This window comes from Methylobacterium sp. WL64 (assembly GCF_008039945.1).
Lineage (GTDB): Bacteria > Pseudomonadota > Alphaproteobacteria > Rhizobiales > Beijerinckiaceae > Methylobacterium.
Window position 1 is genome coordinate 1 of sequence record NZ_VRVA01000121.1, and the last position, 14,260, is coordinate 14,260.

Here is a 14,260-nt window from a genome sequence, read left to right on the forward strand (position 1 = left end):
TGGCGAAGAACGGCACGACCTGCGCCCGCCGCAGCGCCTTGCGAACGACGACGTGCCCAGCTGCATCAACGGCGTGAACCTGGAAAATGCTCTTGGCCAGATCGATGCCGACGGTGGTGATCTCCATGGGGATGGCTCCTGCATCTGCGTGGCTGCTGCTTCGACAGCAACCACATCTTGGCACCGAGATGCCGTCAGTTGGAGCGGGAGCCATCCACCCCATCTGCTTCGGGACGGAAAGCCAAGGTCCGGTTGCCACCCCGAGCCGAAATTGCCGGAGGGCTTACGAACGGCCGCTTTCGGGAAGCGCCAACGGCGTCTCAGGCGGCTGGGTTGGGTCGGTAGCAGGCCGTCGGCTTTTACGGCCGGCCTTCACTGAAGCGGTCATTCTGCTTTCGGCAACCTTCGGTCATTCTGGTTCGATCAGACCTCCAGCAAGCGGACCTTCTGAAGGTCTGAGAAGGGTCACGAGCTTCCGTTCGCAGTGGACAACGGCGCGAAGTTTCGGACCGTTTCAGCCCAACCGTAGCTTCGACTTGACTGTCGAAGCGAACGGAGCGTGTGTGGTCTCCAGCCCGACGCACGGAAACTGGCTAATCATTATGACAAGCCTGAGCGTATCTCATAGAATCGACGCGTTGATCACAATACTAAGCGACGTTGGCGCGGTCACCAAGACTGTACTTGTATGGATCAGCAAGAGTCTGGAAGTAGCGGAGTGGCAACGCGACGGCTGACGCATTCCTCTTTTCACTAGGTTGTCATTCCGACCATCCACGCTTTGCCCCGCCGGCCGGCCTTGCGCCGCCCGCGGGGTCGGGGTCGTGGCAGGGCCTGACCTGCCCCCGACGGAGACTCCGACCCATGACCACCATTTCGCTCACCCGCACCGAGACCAGCATCCTGCAGACCGCCGCATGCGAGGGCCGCCTACGCTTCGCACCAGAGATGAAACCGGCCAGTCGCAAACGGCTCATTGGCCGTCTCCTACGCGACGACCTCATTACCCCATCGGACGCGCCGGACGGACAGCATCGCCTGACGCCCACGGGCTACCTGGCCATTGGCCTCACCCCGCCCGCCCGGACCAACACAGCGTGCCGCCCGAACAAGAAGGTGCTGGTGCTGACGCTGCTGACGAGAGACAACGGAGCTACGCTCGCTGAGCTCATCGCGGCGACGGGCTGGCTCCCGCACACGACGCGCGCGGCCCTCTCTCGGATCCGGTCCGGGGGACAGCCGCTGGCGAAGGCAGCGCGGCCAGACGCGACGACGGCCTACCGCATCCTTCCACCCTCGCCCGCCGCTCGCACTCGCTCGCGGCGCAAGCGGGAGACGCTGACGCGGGGCGCTGAGGCTGAGCCGCAGGCTGGCATGCCGATTCAGGCCGTCGCCTGATGGCGCGGACCCAGCCCATTTTGGGGAGCGAGGCGGACCACGTGTCCGCCTTGCTCGACGCGCTCGCCGGGATGGACGCGGCGGCACTGGAACGGCGCTGGCGCCAGGTCTTCGGCGCAGCCCCGCCTCCCGGCCTCCCGCCGGCCCTGCGCGCGCGGGTGATCGCCTACCGCCTGCAGGCTCTGGCCTATGGTGACCTCGATCGCGATACCGCGCGGGCGCTCGAGCGGCTCGCACAGGCACGGGGCCCAAGAGGCCAGAGCGGGGACGATATGCCGATCCGCGTGTCGGTGCCGGTGCCGGACCGACGCGGGCACACACCCGGCGTGACGCTCTCGCGGGAATGGGCCGGTGTGATGCACACCGTGCACGTGTTGGACGCGGGCTACGCCTGGAACGGGGCGACCTATGACAGCCTGTCCCGCGTGGCGCAGGCTATCACCGGCACCAAGTGGAACGGCCCCCGCTTCTTCGGCCTGCGCGCCAAGACCACTGGCGGTGGGGAGCTCGGTGTGGGGAGGGTTGAGGCATGAGTGCCCGGTCGTCCAAACCACGACAGGCACCGCCCCCCGGCACACGGCCGACGCTGCGCTGCGCGATCTACACCCGGGTCTCGACCGAGCACGGGCTCGATCAGGAGTTCAACTCCCTCGACAACCAGCGTGAAGCCGCCGAAGCCTACATCCGCTCCCAGGCGCACGAGGGCTGGCGCCTGCTACCCGGCCGCTACGACGACGGCGGCTTCTCCGGCGGATCGCTCGAACGCCCCGCCCTGCAACGGCTGCTCGCCGAGGTGCAGGCCCGGCGCGTCGACGTGATCGTCGTGTACAAGGTCGACCGGCTCACCCGGGCCCTGTCCGACTTCGCCAAGTTGGTCGAGCTGTTCGACGGGCACGGCGTCTCGTTCGTGTCGGTGACCCAGGCGTTCAACACCACCACCAGCATGGGCCGGCTTACGCTCAACGTGCTGCTGTCGTTCGCCCAGTTCGAGCGTGAGGTCACCGGCGAACGCATCCGCGACAAGATCGCCGCGAGCAAGCGCAAGGGGATCTGGATGGGCGGCGTCGTCCCACTTGGCTACCGGGTCGAGGACCGCGCCCTGCACGTCGTCGAGGAACATGCCGCCCTCGTGCGGGCGATCTTCGCGGGCTACCTCGCGCACGGCACGGTGGCGGCGCTCAAGCAGGATCTCGACGAGCAGGGCATCACCCTGCCGGCCCGCCGCGACGGGGCTGGGCGAGAGACCGGTGGGGGTCCGTTCTCGCGCGGGCATCTGTACAAGCTGCTCGGCAATCCGCTCTACATCGGTCAGCTTCGGCACAAGGGTCAGGTCCATGAAGGCCAGCATGCCGCGATCGTGGACGGGGTGACGTGGCAGGCGGTGCAGGAACGGCTCACCACCAACCACCATCAGCATCACCGCGGGCGATCTGAGAGCGTGCACCTCCTCACCGGGCGCCTACGCGATGTGGCAGGTGAGCCGATGGTGCCGAGCCATGCCCAGAAGGGTTCACTGCGTTACCGCTACTACGTCGCCCGTGAGGTCGGGCTGGATGGCAAGCGGCTGCGCTTGCCTGCCGGGCCGATCGAGGCGGTGGTCGTGGCTGGTCTACGGAGCATCGCTGCACCGAGCCCGGTACCGCTCGAAGACGCTGCCGTGGTCGCTGCCGAACTCGAGACAGTGACGGTGCATGCCGATCACTTCGTGCTGCAACTCACCGGCGACCGCCCTCCCTTGTCGCTGCCCTTCGCGCATCAGCTGCAGCGCCGCCGCAGGGCGATCGTCGTACCGCCGGGGCGCGAGGGCGATCGGCTGCGGGCGATGAAGGCGGAGGATCGCACCCGCATGCTCGTAGGCATCGCCGCGGGCCGGACCTGGATGGGGGATCTCGTGGGTGGGCGAAGCACGAGCATCGAGGCGATCGCCAGGGCCGAGCAGGTCAGCGAGCGCTCGGTGCGCATGACGCTGTCCCTCGCCCTACTCTCCCCTCGCATCGTGCAGGTGATCGTCGAGGCGCGGCTGCCCCGGGGCATCGGCCTGCGTCATCTCTACGAGCTGCCCCCCGCTTGGAATGCACAGGAACGCATCCTTGGCTTGTGATAACTGAGCGTCCCGCCTGTGCTCCCCACGGCTGACGTCATCGCCTCCGGAAGCGATCAGGCGAATAGGCGCACCGCCATCCCGATCACCACCGCGGCTCCCAAGCAGCGCCGCCACGGGTTGACCCCGCGCAGCAACTCATCGCCCGCCCAGACCGCAAGGGCGATCCTCGATGCGAGATCCGCCCACCGCCCGACGGCGGTATCCTCCCCCGCGATCCAAGCGACGGACAGCATCAGACCGAAAAGCCACAGCGGCGTGTTCGGCCACTGGCCGATCACGATGCGCCCGCTGGTGCGGTCGCGGAAGAACCAATCGAGGACCGCGGGTAGCATCGCAGGAAACGGGAATGAGGCCTGTGGAGACCGGGGGCCGAAGGGCCGGTGATCCGGCCCCGGAGACACGACAGAGACGCGGCTGAAGCAGGACGCTCGAGCTAAGCTACTGACATGACGTGACTTTCGACGACCACCTGGATCCTGCGATTTGCGCAAGGACCCCTGGTGGAGCTGAGGGGAATCGAACCCCTGACCTCCGCAGTGCGATTGCGGCGCTCTCCCATCTGAGCTACAGCCCCGTCGAGGCGCCGGCCTTGTAGGCGCGGGCGGCTCAGCCTGTCAATTCCTGTTTCACCGCCGCCCGCCGCACACCGCTCCCGGTGACGCCGCGCGGGCGCCCCTTAGGATACGCGCGGACCCGCATGAACGCCCTGATCTGGCTCTTCGACACGGTCGTCCAGCTCTTCATCTACGTCCTCATCGCCAGCGCGGTCCTGAGCTGGCTGGTGGCGTTCAACGTGGTGAACGTCCGCAACCCGATCGTCGCCCAGATCGGCGAGGTGCTCTACCGGATCACCGAGCCGGTGCTGCGGCCGATCCGCAACCTGCTGCCCAATCTCGGCGGCGTCGACATCTCGCCGATCATCCTGATCCTGCTGCTGCTGTTCATCAGCAAGCTTCTGCACGAATATGCCGTGCCCCAGGCTTACATGTACGCGCAGTAGGATCGAGTGACCGTGAAAACCAACCCCGGCCGGTTCTTCGAGGATTTCCGCCTCGGTGAGACCATCCGCCACGCCACGCCCCGCACCATCACGGTGGGCGACGTGGCGCTCTACACCGGCCTCTACGGCCCGCGCTTCGCCGTGCAATCGTCGGACGCCTTCGCCCGCGCCTTCGGCTACCCGAAGAGCCCGCTCGACGACCTGCTGACCTTCCACATGGTGTTCGGCAAGACCGTGCCGGACGTCTCCCTCAACGCGCTGGCCAATCTCGGCTACGCGGAGGGCGGGTTCCGCCGGCCGGTCTATCCGGGCGAGACCGTGTCGACCGTCTCTGAGGTGATCGGCCTCAAGGAGAGCTCGAACCGGCAGACCGGCGTGGTCTACGTGCGCTCGGTGGGCTCCGACGAGGCCGGCGAGACCGTGCTGAGCTATTGCCGCTGGGTCCTGGTGCGCAAGCGCGACCCGGAGGCCGCCATCGCCGAGGAGCACGTGCCGAGCCTGGCCAAGGTGGTCGACCCGCAGGATCTCGCGGGCGCCCTGCCGAAGCTCTCGGCCGCCGCCTACGATTCGGAGCTCGCCGGCAGCCCGCACCGCTTCGGCGACTACGCGGTCGGGGAGAAGATCGACCATGTCGACGGCATGACCGTCGAGGAGGCCGAGCACCAGATCGCCACGCGCCTGTTCCAGAACACCGCCAAGGTCCATTTTGACGGCCTGGCCGCCAAGGACACCCGGTTCGGCCGCCGGCTGATCTATGGCGGGCACGTGATCTCGCTGGCCCGGGCGCTCAGCTTCAACGGCCTGGGCAACGCCTTCGCGCTCGCCGGCATCAATGCCGGCCGCCACGTGGCGCCGCTGTTTGCCGGCGACACGGTCTATGCCTGGAGCGAGGTCCTGGCCGCGGCCGATGTCGGGCGCGACGATGTCGGGCTCCTGCGCCTGCGCACGGTCGCCACCAAGAACCAGCCCTGCGGCGCCTTCCCGGACCGCACCGGCGAGGGCTACGACCCGGCCGTGATCCTCGACCTGGATTACTGGGCGTTCGTGCCGAAATAGGGCTCCACGGGGCGCGCGGTCCGCACAGCGGGCGCGCTTTCCCGCCTTCGTCCGGGGCTGTCGGGCTTCGCACATCTCCGGAGGACCGGGGTTCTCCCGATCGGGCGCATCCCTCACCCCAACTTTCTCCGGCACGGGCGGGGGATGCCACGCCCCATGACGGCCGATGCGGGAACGCCGTAGGCTCTGCGGGGCTGGGGGCCCGCGGGTGCCGGTCTCTGCTGCCGATGCCGACGCTGGTGGCAAGCGCGCGGTCGGTGCTGACCGGAATTCGCTCCGCCGCACGCTGGATCGAGCCGAAACCAAAAAAACTCAGCGCAGGCCGTTGCGGGCGACGCCGGCCTCGACCGCCACGGAGAGGCGGTCCGTGACCGCCCACGTGACCCCGACCCGGGCGTTCGGCAGGAGCGCGATGCCCTCCCGGGTGAGGGGCGGGGTGAACGGGGTCGGCCCGACCCGCAGGGTGTCGTGCACCGCGCCGGCCCCCGCCTTGGCGTAGACCAGCACGTCCGGGCTCAGCAGCGTCCCGACCGTCACCTCCAGCGCGCCGGCCAGGTCGCGGCCGTAGGCGAGGCGCCCGAAGCCGGGGGTGAGGGCGCCATCGAGGCCGGCAAGGTAATCCAGGCCGCCGCCGATCCCATAGAGGATCGGCCCCGCCTGCCATGTCCGGCCGCCCTCGAAGCCGAAGGTCGGCCCCGCGTAGCTGCCGAGATGGCGGGACGTGCCGACCGCGTAGCCGGTGGACAGGCGGGCGTAGGAGCCGGTCCACCGGCCCGCCGCATCCGCGGCCGGATCCAGGGCGAAGGACGGCACCGGCGCGAAGCCCACGGTGGGCGGCACCGCTTGGGACAGCACCACTTGGGACAGCACCGCTTGGCTCATCGCTGCCCGGGGCGGAAGCGCCTGGGCGGCGGCGGGGCCGGCCGGAAACAGGGCGCCCCCGAGGACGAGGCAGGCCGCGAATCGGCGCGGACGGGGACCGGCGGATCGAATCATGCCGGCATGGTAGCCCACCGCTCGGCACGCGAAACCGATCAGGCCGCGAGGGGCCGCTCCGCCATCGGCTGCCGGAACGGCTGCACCAGGACGCGCCGGCCGGTGAGGTCGTGCACGCTCACCTGCCAGTCCGACCAGTCGGTCTCGTCGGACAACGACCGCATCACGTCGGCGGCGACCCGGCGGGCCCGCACGGTGAGGCGCCCGGCCGCGCGGATCTCCGCGCCGCGGGCGTCGAAGACGCATTCCAGGCCATTGGTGCAGTGGAACCGGTATCGGGCCATCGGGGCTCCTGCCTCATCCTGCGCGGCGGCGGTTGGATGTTCTATATATGTTCCTTTTCGGGACGGACAGGTCCGGGTACGATCCGTCGCAGGTTATCCCGCCCGTCCGCGGATCGGGCAGTCGGCCTTACGGGGGCCGACGCCAGGGCTGCGCTCGAAGGCCCCGCACCGGGGTCCGGCCCGCGACCGGCCGATTCCGCGACTGCGGCCCGCGTCAACGCCTGCCTGCGCATACCGCTTTTGGAGTAGCGACCGCCCATCCTGGCGGCCAGCGCGATCTCGCTGACCCTCTCCGTCGTCCTGCTGAGGCTGTTCTCCCGGGACGTGTTCGGCGACCTGGTCGCGCGATCCCGTCCGCGCGTCGGGAAGATCGACCGGTTGCGGCTCGTCCCCGGGCCGCACTGATCCGCCCGCCGGCCGGCCCGGGCTTGGCCCGAAAACAACAGTCTTCGGGCCATACACAATGACGTTCTGCGCCACAGATAGGCTTCTCCCTTCCGGTCCGAGGCCGAGACTGGGTATCCGGCCGTAGAGTGAGCATCCCGTGTCCGCCGACCCCGTCAAAACGCTCGTCCAGAGCACGGCCGAGGTCGAACCCGAGCGGGCCTTCGAGTTCTGGCGCCACACCGCGCTGGCCATGACCGGCGTCGTCAGCAGCGGGCTGGACCGGTCGCCCGCCTTCGCGGCCCGCCGCCTCGTCGCCGAGACCGCGCACAGCACCCTTCTGCACACGCAGAGCAGGACCATCGACATCGCCCGGCCGGCGCAGCACATCCGGCGGGACGGACGCGACGCCATGACGATCGCGGTGTTCGTCCGGGGCACCGGATACGCCGAGCAGGGCAATCGCGGCGCCCGGATGGTGCCCGGAGACATCTGCATCGTCGACACCAGCCGTCCCTATCGCGCGGGCGGCTACGAGGATTACGAGGAGATCCGGCTGATCGCGTCGCGGGCCCTGTTCCGGGCCCATGTCGGCGAGCCCGAGACCTTCGCCGGGCACACGATCGGCAAGGGCCATCTCAACACTCTCTTCGTGTCCTACATGCAGGCCTATGCCGGGCAGGTCACGACGATGTCCGAGGCCCAGGCCGGGATCGCGGTCGAGGGGGGCCTGCACCTGCTGCGCAGTTTCACGGGGGTGTCGGAGGATCCGATCTCGGTCGACGCGCTGAAGTCCCTGGCCTCGGTGCACATCCAGCGTCGCCTGCACGATCCGGAATTCGGCCCGGCCGCCCTGTGCCGAAGCCTGTGCGTGTCCCGCAGCCGGCTCTACACCGCCTTCGCGGACGGCGACGGCGTCGCGGCGTCGATCCGCGACGCGCGCCTGGACCGCGCGCGCCGCTACCTCTCCGTCCCGGCGCACGCGCACGACAGCATCGCGACGATCATGCTCCGGTGCGGCTTCACCGATGCGTCGGCCTTCAGCCGGGCGTTCCGTCGGCGCTTCGGGGTCGCGGCGCGCGATGTCCGGTCGCCCAGGTCCGGGGATCGCCTCCTGGCCGCCGGCTCTCACGCCGCGGTCTGACGCGCGCGCTTACGCCGAACCGGTATCCACGTCGGCGGCGAGCGCTCTAGGAAAGCGCGCCCCGGTCCGGGCGCCCGGCCCACCGGTAGGTGCCGCGGCCCTGTGCCTTGGCCTGGTACAGGGCCCGGTCGGCGCTCTGGTAGATCGCGTCGGGCTCGATCCCGTCGGCCGGGATCAGGGCGACGCCGATGCTGACGCCCACGGACACGTCGCTGCCGTCGATCCGGCAGGGGGCGCTGATCGTCCGGGTCAGGCGCTCGGCCAGGATGGCCGCGTCGGCGGCCTGGTCCAGGCCGGTCTGGATGACCACGAACTCGTCGCCGCCCAGGCGCGCCAGCGTGTCCTCGATCCGCACGATGGCCCGCATCCGGTCCGCAAGGATGCGCAGCACGGCGTCGCCCGCGGCGTGACCGAGGGTGTCGTTGACGGCCTTGAACCCGTCGAGGTCGAGGCACAGCAGCGCGCAGCCGGCACCGCCGCGCTTCACCAGGGCGATCTCCCGGAGGAACTGCTCCCGGAACCGGGTCCGGTTGGCGAGCCCCGTGAGGGGATCGTGATGCGCGAGATGGGCGATCTGCTGCTCGGCGCGCTTGCGATCGGTGATGTCGAAGGTCAGGCCGACGACCCATTCCGGCTCGCCCCGGTCGTCGACCTCGACCCGGCCGGTTCCGCTGACCCAGCGCGTCTCGCCGTTCGCGCGACCGATGCGGAACTCGGTCTCGAAGGTGCCGCGCGTGGCGATGGCGCGGTCGAGGGCGGTCAGGGTCCGCTCGGCATCGTCGGGATGCACCAGCGGCCGCCAGTCCCGCGCGATGTCGATCTCGATCTCGGCCTCGCCCAGCCCGTGCTGCCGGGCCATCTCGGCCGAGAGGAGCACCCGCCCGGTGGCGACCCGGTAGTGCCACGTCCCTGCCTGGGCGGCCTTCAGGGCGAGGTCGAGCAGCAGGGACTTCTCGGCGAGCGTCTGGTGCATCACGCGGCTGTCGGTCTCCGTCCGGAGATCCTCGACGAGCCGGCGCTGCTGCGCGAGCAGGTGCCGCGCCTCCGCCTCGGCGCCGATCAGCCCGGCGGTCACCCGCTGCACCACGTCGATCAGGAGGATGTCGATCCCGGCGACGAGGGCGAACAGGGCCAGCGCGGTGAGGACCGTGCGGTCGAGGACGAACGAGCCCAGGGGCGGGATGAAGAAGTACCACGCCGCGACGCCGGACAGGACCGCGCAGACGGTGCCGGCGCGCGCGCCGCACAGGAAGGTCGACAGGATGACCGCGGGGAAGAACGTGAAGAACGGAAATCCCGGCGGCAGAACGGGATGGAGTGCGAAGCGCAGCAGGAGCGCGACCAGGAAGGTGGCCGTGCCGATCGCAACGCCCGGCACCGGCTGCCGGAGCCGTCCGCTCGCCGCCATCGACAGCTTCAGGATCTGGATCGCCCGCCCATCCGGTGCGTCGGTGTCGGCACCAAGAACAGCGGCGGTTCTCATCGTCACGGTTCAGGCTTCTATAGATCGATCAGTCACGTATTCATTCCTAGAGAAGCGTTAAAGCAGTCCATCACGTCTCCGTGTTGGGGCGACCGCGGGCGCGGCCGGCATCGGACTTTGAATCCGGAACCCGCGCCGCTATCAGGACCGCCCACCGGCTCGATCGCCTGTCGGTCGAACGGGGACCCCTGTGGTGAACGACGCATCCGCACGCCCTGCCGCCCCCCGCGGTGCACCGCCATCCGATCCGCCCGGGTCCCTGACCGCGATCACGGCGCGGCTCGACGGCTTGCCGCTGACGCGGCTCCATCTGGCGATCCTGGCGGTGTGCACCCTCGGCCTGTTCACCGACGTGGCCGAGGTCGCCCTCAGCAACGCCCTGGCGGCGATCTTCCTGGCGCCCCCCCACAGCATGCCCCGGGGCGACCTGTCCCTGCTGCTGGCCTCGGTCTTCGCCGGGGGCGCCGTGGGGGCGCCGGTCTTCGGCCTGGTCGGCGACCGGTTCGGGCGCCGCCGGGCGCTCCAGGGCACCCTCGCGCTGATGGCGGTGGGGTCGCTGGCCGCGGCGGCGAGTTCGGGCCTCACGCAGCTCACCGGGGCCCGGGTGGTGTCGGGCTTCGCGATCGGCGGCTTCCCGCCCCTGGCCGCGACGTATCTCGCCGACGTGATGCCGCCCCGGCGGCGCGGGGCGATGCTGATGGTCTGCGCCGGGATCGGCTTCCTGGGCGCCTCCGCGGTGATCCTGCTGGTCCAGGGCCTCGCCCCGAGCCCGCCGCTGGGGATCGCGCCCTGGCGCTGGGCGCTGATCCTGGGCGGGGTGCTGGCCGTGACCGGCACCATCCTGTTCGCCCTGCTGCCGGAATCCCCGCGCTGGCTCGCCTCGGTCGGCCGGGCCGAGGCGGCCGACCGGGCCTGCGGGCGCTTCGAGGACGCGGCCGGCCTCGCGCCCCCGGAGGGACCCGCCGGGGCGCCCGCCGCGGAGCCGGCGGCCGGTCCGGTGCGGGCGGGGCTGCGGGCGCTGCTGGCCGAGCCGCGGCAGCTGCGCCGGACCGTGCTGTTCGTCGCGCTCTACGGGCTCAGCCCCTGGGCGACGGTGGGCTTTCCCCTGCTGAGCGCCGTCGTGATGATCGGCAAGGGCTTTCGGATCGACCAATCCCTGATCTTCGCCGGGCTGTCGATGCTGGGGCCGCCGCTCGGAACCCTGCTCACCGCCACGGTGATCGACCGCCTGGAGCGGCGCGCCTGCCTGGTCGTCCTGGCGGTCGCGATGGTGGTCCTGGGCACGAGCTTCGCCGTCGCCGAGGCCTTCACGGTCCTGGTCCTGGTCGGCCTGGCGTTCAACACCGCCGCCGCGATCTACGGCGGCGTCCTCGCCATCTACGCGACGGAGCTGCTGTCGACCGCCCTGCGGGCCTCGGCCCTCACCTGCGCCTGGGCGACCGGCCGGATCGCGGCAGCCCTGACCCCGGTCGTCCTGCTGCCGATCCTCGAAGGCTACGGGATCCACGCCATGTTCGCCGTGATCACCGCGACCCTGGCCGCCAGCTGCGTGCTGGTGCTTCGCGGGCCGCGCGGCCGGTCGGGACGGCCGGTGGCGCGCTAGGGCGCCCGGCGCCGGCGCGGCTGCGGCGCCGCCCGGCGGCCCGATCCTCCGGGTCCGACGGCCGGTCCCCGATCACGCATCGTCGTCCCGCGCAAGCCGGGGACGCCTGTCGCGGCTCCGCCCTAACGGCAGGGCGGCCCGCACCCTATCTCGGGAAGGATTCAGGACCGCCTTCGGGCCCCGTCGCCCGGGAAAGATGACCGCCATGACCTCCGTACGGATCCTGCCTGCCCTCCTGCTGATCGGCCTCGCGGGCTCGGCGCAGGCGCAGACCGTGCTGGCCCCCTCCGGCGATTCCGCGGTGACGCAGCCCGGCGGCACGCAGGGGCGGGGCGCCCGCCACAACCTCCGCCAGGCCGTCCGGGACGGCGACGTGGTCGGCGTCCCACCCGGCGCCCGCGGCGTCGATCTCGGGACGCGCCCCCTCCGGCGCGGGCCGTCCCGGCCCTATACCGGGCAGTAGGGCGCTCGCCGTCCCAGGGGGGCGCTCGGGACGCCGGCAGCAGCCCTTCGGGACGCCGCTCGCGCCGGCCGCCTGTTTACCCCTGGTTGTCTTCCGGGTCGCTCAGCTCTTGCTTTTGTCGATGCAGCCGGCAATCGCTGCGCGGCGGCCGGTTCCGTCCGTAGCGGAGCTTGCCCCGTGTCCCTCCCGGCCCTCGTCCCCAGCACCATCGAGACCACCCGTCATGTCGAGCCCAAGCGGGCGTTCGACTTCTGGTGCTCGACCGCGCTGGCGCCGCACGGCGATGTCGGCCGCATGCATCCCCGCGCGGCGTTCCAGGCCCGGAGGCTCGTCGTCATGGGCGCGGATTGGGGCCTGACCCATACGGTCAGCAGCCCGGTCGGTGTGACGGTCGGGGCCCGCCATATCGGCCGGAACCCCTCCGACGCGATGGTGATCGGCCTCGCCCTCGACGGGATCGGATACCAGGAGCAGGGCCTGCGCGGCGCGCGCCTGAGCGCCGGGGACATCAGCTTCCTGTCGCGCCAGCGGCCGTTCCTGGCCGGCACCCAGAGCGATTACGCGGAGATCCGGCTGGCGCTGCCGCGCGCGACCTTCGAGGCCTGGATCGGCACCGTCGAGGCCTTCGCGGGGCGCTGCATCGCCGACCGCCCCGCGCACGCGGCGTTCAAGGCCGCGTTCCGCACGTTCGCGGCGTCGGCCGCCTGGATGACCGAGGGCGAGGCGCAGGTCGCGCTCGAAGGCGTGCTGCACCTGCTGCGCACCCTCGTCCGGGACCAGCCCGGCAACCCGGCCGCCCCGGTCTCGTGCGAGGCGGTGGTGTCCCTGGCCCACGCCCACATCATGCGCCGGCTCCACGACCCGAGCCTCGGCCCGGCCGAGATCCAGGCGGCGCTCGGCCTGTCCCGGGCCCACCTGTACCGGGCCTTCGCGGGGACCGACGGCATCGCGGCGGCGATCCGCGACGCGCGCCTCGACCTCGCCCACCGCCGCCTGACCGCGCCGGGCCAGGACCGGCTGAAGATCGCCACGATCGCGTATGCCTGCGGCTTCACCGACGCGCCGACCTTCAACCGCGCCTTCCGGCGCCGCTTCGACCACGCGCCCGGCGATCTGCGCGCCAGAACGGGCGATCCCGGGATGGGTGCTGCGGGCGCCCTTACTTGAGGTGATAGGCGACGCCGGCGATCAGCGCCTTCTCCTCGGTATTGATCGTGGACCGGGGATCGCCGCCGAACTTGTTGTGCCAGTACTGGAAGCCGACGAACGCCTCGACCCGGTTGGGGGCGTGCTCGAGCAGCTGCCCGATATCCAGCACCAGGTTGGTCTGCGAGACGAACTCCGTCTTCGTCCGGTACTGGTTGACGTCGCCGTAGCGGCCCTTGGGCATCACGATGGTGTTGAACCCGGCCAGCGCCAGGGGCAGGCCGGTGAAGGCCAGCGGGATCGTGTAGGTCAGCTCGAATTCCGGCGTCGTCTTGAACTCGACGCTGCGGAAATGCGAATAATCGAAGCCCGGAATCGCCGGGATGCCGCTTTCCTGACGCGGAGGGTCCCCGGCGAAACCGTTGCGGGAGAATTCCTTGTAGGCCTGGACCTTCAGGTTCACGAACCCGACCGGCACGTCGAAGGCGAAGTTGAGCCCGAAGGTGCCGGCGCGCTTCTCGGAATCGAACGTCGTGTTCTTGGTGTTGACGTCGGCCCCGAACGCCAGCCCGATATCCTTGACCAGGCCCGGGATCGCGAACGCGGTGGTGTCGAAGATCTTGTTCGGGCTCAGGACGCCCCGGTAGATCAGGTAGACCTCCGTGGCGCCGTAATTTTTCCTCTGGCCCAGCTTGTCGCCCGCCGCGTCCTGGGAGCCCGACTGGAGGATGTCGAGGGAGATCAGGTTGGTGCCGTAGGCCCAGGAATTGGCGTGGAACAGGTTGACCACGTTCTTGGGCACCTCGCGGGGCACCAGCCGGCCCTTCGCCGTCCCGTCGGGCCGCCGCACCGAGAGGCCGGGCTCCGCCGAGGGCCCCTGGAACCGGTAGCTGATCACCGTGTCCGAGAAGGAGAAGTACGAGGGCGGCGGCGCGGCCATCGCGGTCGCGGCGGCGAGCGGCACCCCGGCCACCGCCCGGTGGTTCGCTGGCCCGCGCGCAGCGTCCGCCCGCCCGCCGGCGCCCGCATCCTCCACCGTCTCGGCCCGGGCGGCGGTGCCGACGACAACGACCGCGCCGACCGGGGCCAGCAGGGCCGCCGCGATCAGCAGGGCCGCCCGCTTCACCCGCCCGGGTTTCGCAACCAGCCCCGCCGCGCGTGCTCCGCGGTCGCGCCGGCGCAGCCGGTCCGGGCCGGCC

General features: G+C 70.8%; 14 protein-coding genes, 1 tRNA gene and 1 pseudogene. 9 read left to right on the forward strand and 7 right to left on the reverse strand.

What is annotated here, in order from left to right; genetic code table 11:
• Nucleotides 1–127, reverse strand: a pseudogene (locus FV242_RS28195) (IS110 family transposase); the annotation flags it as partial.
• Nucleotides 128–864: 737 nt separating this feature from the next.
• Here FV242_RS28195 and FV242_RS28200 point away from each other — a divergent pair.
• The 3 genes from FV242_RS28200 to FV242_RS28210 are packed head-to-tail and all read left to right on the forward strand — an operon-like array spanning nt 865 to nt 3,499.
• On the forward strand, nt 865–1,398 hold the full coding sequence (locus FV242_RS28200; protein WP_147941242.1) for a DUF3489 domain-containing protein: 534 nt from the start codon (nt 865–867) through the stop codon (nt 1,396–1,398).
• A 20-nt stretch (nt 1,399–1,418) separates the two neighbouring features.
• The gene (locus tag FV242_RS28205) at nt 1,419–1,931 is read left to right on the forward strand and encodes a DUF2924 domain-containing protein (RefSeq protein ID WP_246692919.1); all 513 of its coding nucleotides are present in this window, start codon (nt 1,419–1,421) and stop codon (nt 1,929–1,931) included.
• A complete protein-coding gene (locus FV242_RS28210) occupies nt 1,928–3,499 on the forward strand; it encodes a recombinase family protein (protein ID WP_147941244.1) in 1,572 nt (523 codons plus the stop codon). Before FV242_RS28205 ends, FV242_RS28210 begins: the two co-directional genes overlap by 4 nt.
• Before the next feature lie 56 nt (nt 3,500–3,555).
• Here FV242_RS28210 and FV242_RS28215 read toward each other — a convergent pair whose 3' ends face one another.
• Nucleotides 3,556–3,834, reverse strand: coding sequence for a hypothetical protein (locus FV242_RS28215; protein ID WP_147941245.1), 279 nt, complete (start codon nt 3,832–3,834; stop codon nt 3,556–3,558).
• Between the two features lie 166 nt (nt 3,835–4,000).
• A tRNA-Ala gene (locus FV242_RS28220) sits at nt 4,001–4,076 on the reverse strand.
• Between the two features lie 123 nt (nt 4,077–4,199).
• On the opposite strand from FV242_RS28220, the gene FV242_RS28225 reads away from it, so the two are divergent.
• The gene (locus FV242_RS28225; RefSeq protein WP_147853438.1) at nt 4,200–4,502 is read left to right on the forward strand and encodes a YggT family protein; all 303 of its coding nucleotides are present in this window, start codon (nt 4,200–4,202) and stop codon (nt 4,500–4,502) included.
• A 12-nt stretch (nt 4,503–4,514) separates the two neighbouring features.
• Nucleotides 4,515–5,558 (forward strand): MaoC family dehydratase, encoded by a 1,044-nt coding sequence (locus tag FV242_RS28230; protein ID WP_147910727.1) that lies wholly within the window; start codon nt 4,515–4,517, stop codon nt 5,556–5,558.
• A gap of 312 nt (nt 5,559–5,870) precedes the next feature.
• Here the strand turns inward: FV242_RS28230 and FV242_RS28235 are convergent, their stop codons facing one another.
• Nucleotides 5,871–6,554 carry a hypothetical protein gene (locus FV242_RS28235; RefSeq protein ID WP_147941246.1) on the reverse strand — a complete coding sequence of 228 codons (684 nt, stop codon included), beginning with the start codon at nt 6,552–6,554 and terminating at the stop codon, nt 5,871–5,873.
• 38 nt (nt 6,555–6,592) lie between these two features.
• Nucleotides 6,593–6,838 carry a hypothetical protein gene (locus FV242_RS28240; protein WP_147910725.1) on the reverse strand — a complete coding sequence of 82 codons (246 nt, stop codon included), beginning with the start codon at nt 6,836–6,838 and terminating at the stop codon, nt 6,593–6,595.
• A gap of 544 nt (nt 6,839–7,382) precedes the next feature.
• Between FV242_RS28240 and FV242_RS28245 the strand changes: the two genes are divergently transcribed.
• On the forward strand, nt 7,383–8,366 hold the full coding sequence (locus FV242_RS28245) for a helix-turn-helix domain-containing protein (RefSeq protein WP_246692920.1): 984 nt from the start codon (nt 7,383–7,385) through the stop codon (nt 8,364–8,366).
• 46 nt (nt 8,367–8,412) lie between these two features.
• On the opposite strand, the gene FV242_RS28250 is transcribed toward FV242_RS28245, so the two are convergent.
• Nucleotides 8,413–9,849 carry a diguanylate cyclase gene (locus tag FV242_RS28250; protein ID WP_246692921.1) on the reverse strand — a complete coding sequence of 479 codons (1,437 nt, stop codon included), beginning with the start codon at nt 9,847–9,849 and terminating at the stop codon, nt 8,413–8,415.
• Between the two features lie 193 nt (nt 9,850–10,042).
• Here FV242_RS28250 and FV242_RS28255 point away from each other — a divergent pair, with 193 nt between their 5' ends.
• The 3 genes from FV242_RS28255 to FV242_RS28265 all read left to right on the forward strand — a co-directional run bounded on the left by FV242_RS28255 (nt 10,043) and on the right by FV242_RS28265 (nt 13,082).
• Nucleotides 10,043–11,452 (forward strand): MFS transporter, encoded by a 1,410-nt coding sequence (locus FV242_RS28255; RefSeq protein WP_147941248.1) that lies wholly within the window; start codon nt 10,043–10,045, stop codon nt 11,450–11,452.
• A 205-nt stretch (nt 11,453–11,657) separates the two neighbouring features.
• Nucleotides 11,658–11,915: a hypothetical protein gene (locus FV242_RS28260; RefSeq protein WP_147910942.1), complete on the forward strand. Its 258-nt coding sequence runs from the start codon at nt 11,658–11,660 to the stop codon at nt 11,913–11,915.
• A gap of 177 nt (nt 11,916–12,092) precedes the next feature.
• Nucleotides 12,093–13,082 (forward strand): helix-turn-helix domain-containing protein, encoded by a 990-nt coding sequence (locus FV242_RS28265; protein ID WP_147910941.1) that lies wholly within the window; start codon nt 12,093–12,095, stop codon nt 13,080–13,082.
• Here the strand turns inward: FV242_RS28265 and FV242_RS28270 are convergent.
• Nucleotides 13,075–14,187, reverse strand: coding sequence for a hypothetical protein (locus FV242_RS28270; RefSeq protein ID WP_246692922.1), 1,113 nt, complete (start codon nt 14,185–14,187; stop codon nt 13,075–13,077). The two genes, FV242_RS28265 and FV242_RS28270, sit on opposite strands and share 8 nt — an antisense overlap.
• Nucleotides 14,188–14,260 lie beyond the last annotated feature (73 nt).

Bases quoted from the DNA above. Each gene is read 5' to 3' on its own strand.
- FV242_RS28250 (WP_246692921.1), bottom strand. From the start codon at position 9,849: ATGAGAACCGCCGCTGTTCTTGGTGCCGACACCGACGCACCGGATGGG.
- FV242_RS28215 (WP_147941245.1), bottom strand. From the start codon at position 3,834: ATGCTACCCGCGGTCCTCGATTGGTTCTTCCGCGACCGCACCAGCGGG.
- FV242_RS28225 (WP_147853438.1), top strand. From the start codon at position 4,200: ATGAACGCCCTGATCTGGCTCTTCGACACGGTCGTCCAGCTCTTCATC.
- FV242_RS28235 (WP_147941246.1), bottom strand. From the start codon at position 6,554: ATGATTCGATCCGCCGGTCCCCGTCCGCGCCGATTCGCGGCCTGCCTC.
- FV242_RS28260 (WP_147910942.1), top strand. From the start codon at position 11,658: ATGACCTCCGTACGGATCCTGCCTGCCCTCCTGCTGATCGGCCTCGCG.
- FV242_RS28240 (WP_147910725.1), bottom strand. From the start codon at position 6,838: ATGGCCCGATACCGGTTCCACTGCACCAATGGCCTGGAATGCGTCTTC.
- FV242_RS28200 (WP_147941242.1), top strand. From the start codon at position 865: ATGACCACCATTTCGCTCACCCGCACCGAGACCAGCATCCTGCAGACC.
- FV242_RS28210 (WP_147941244.1), top strand. From the start codon at position 1,928: ATGAGTGCCCGGTCGTCCAAACCACGACAGGCACCGCCCCCCGGCACA.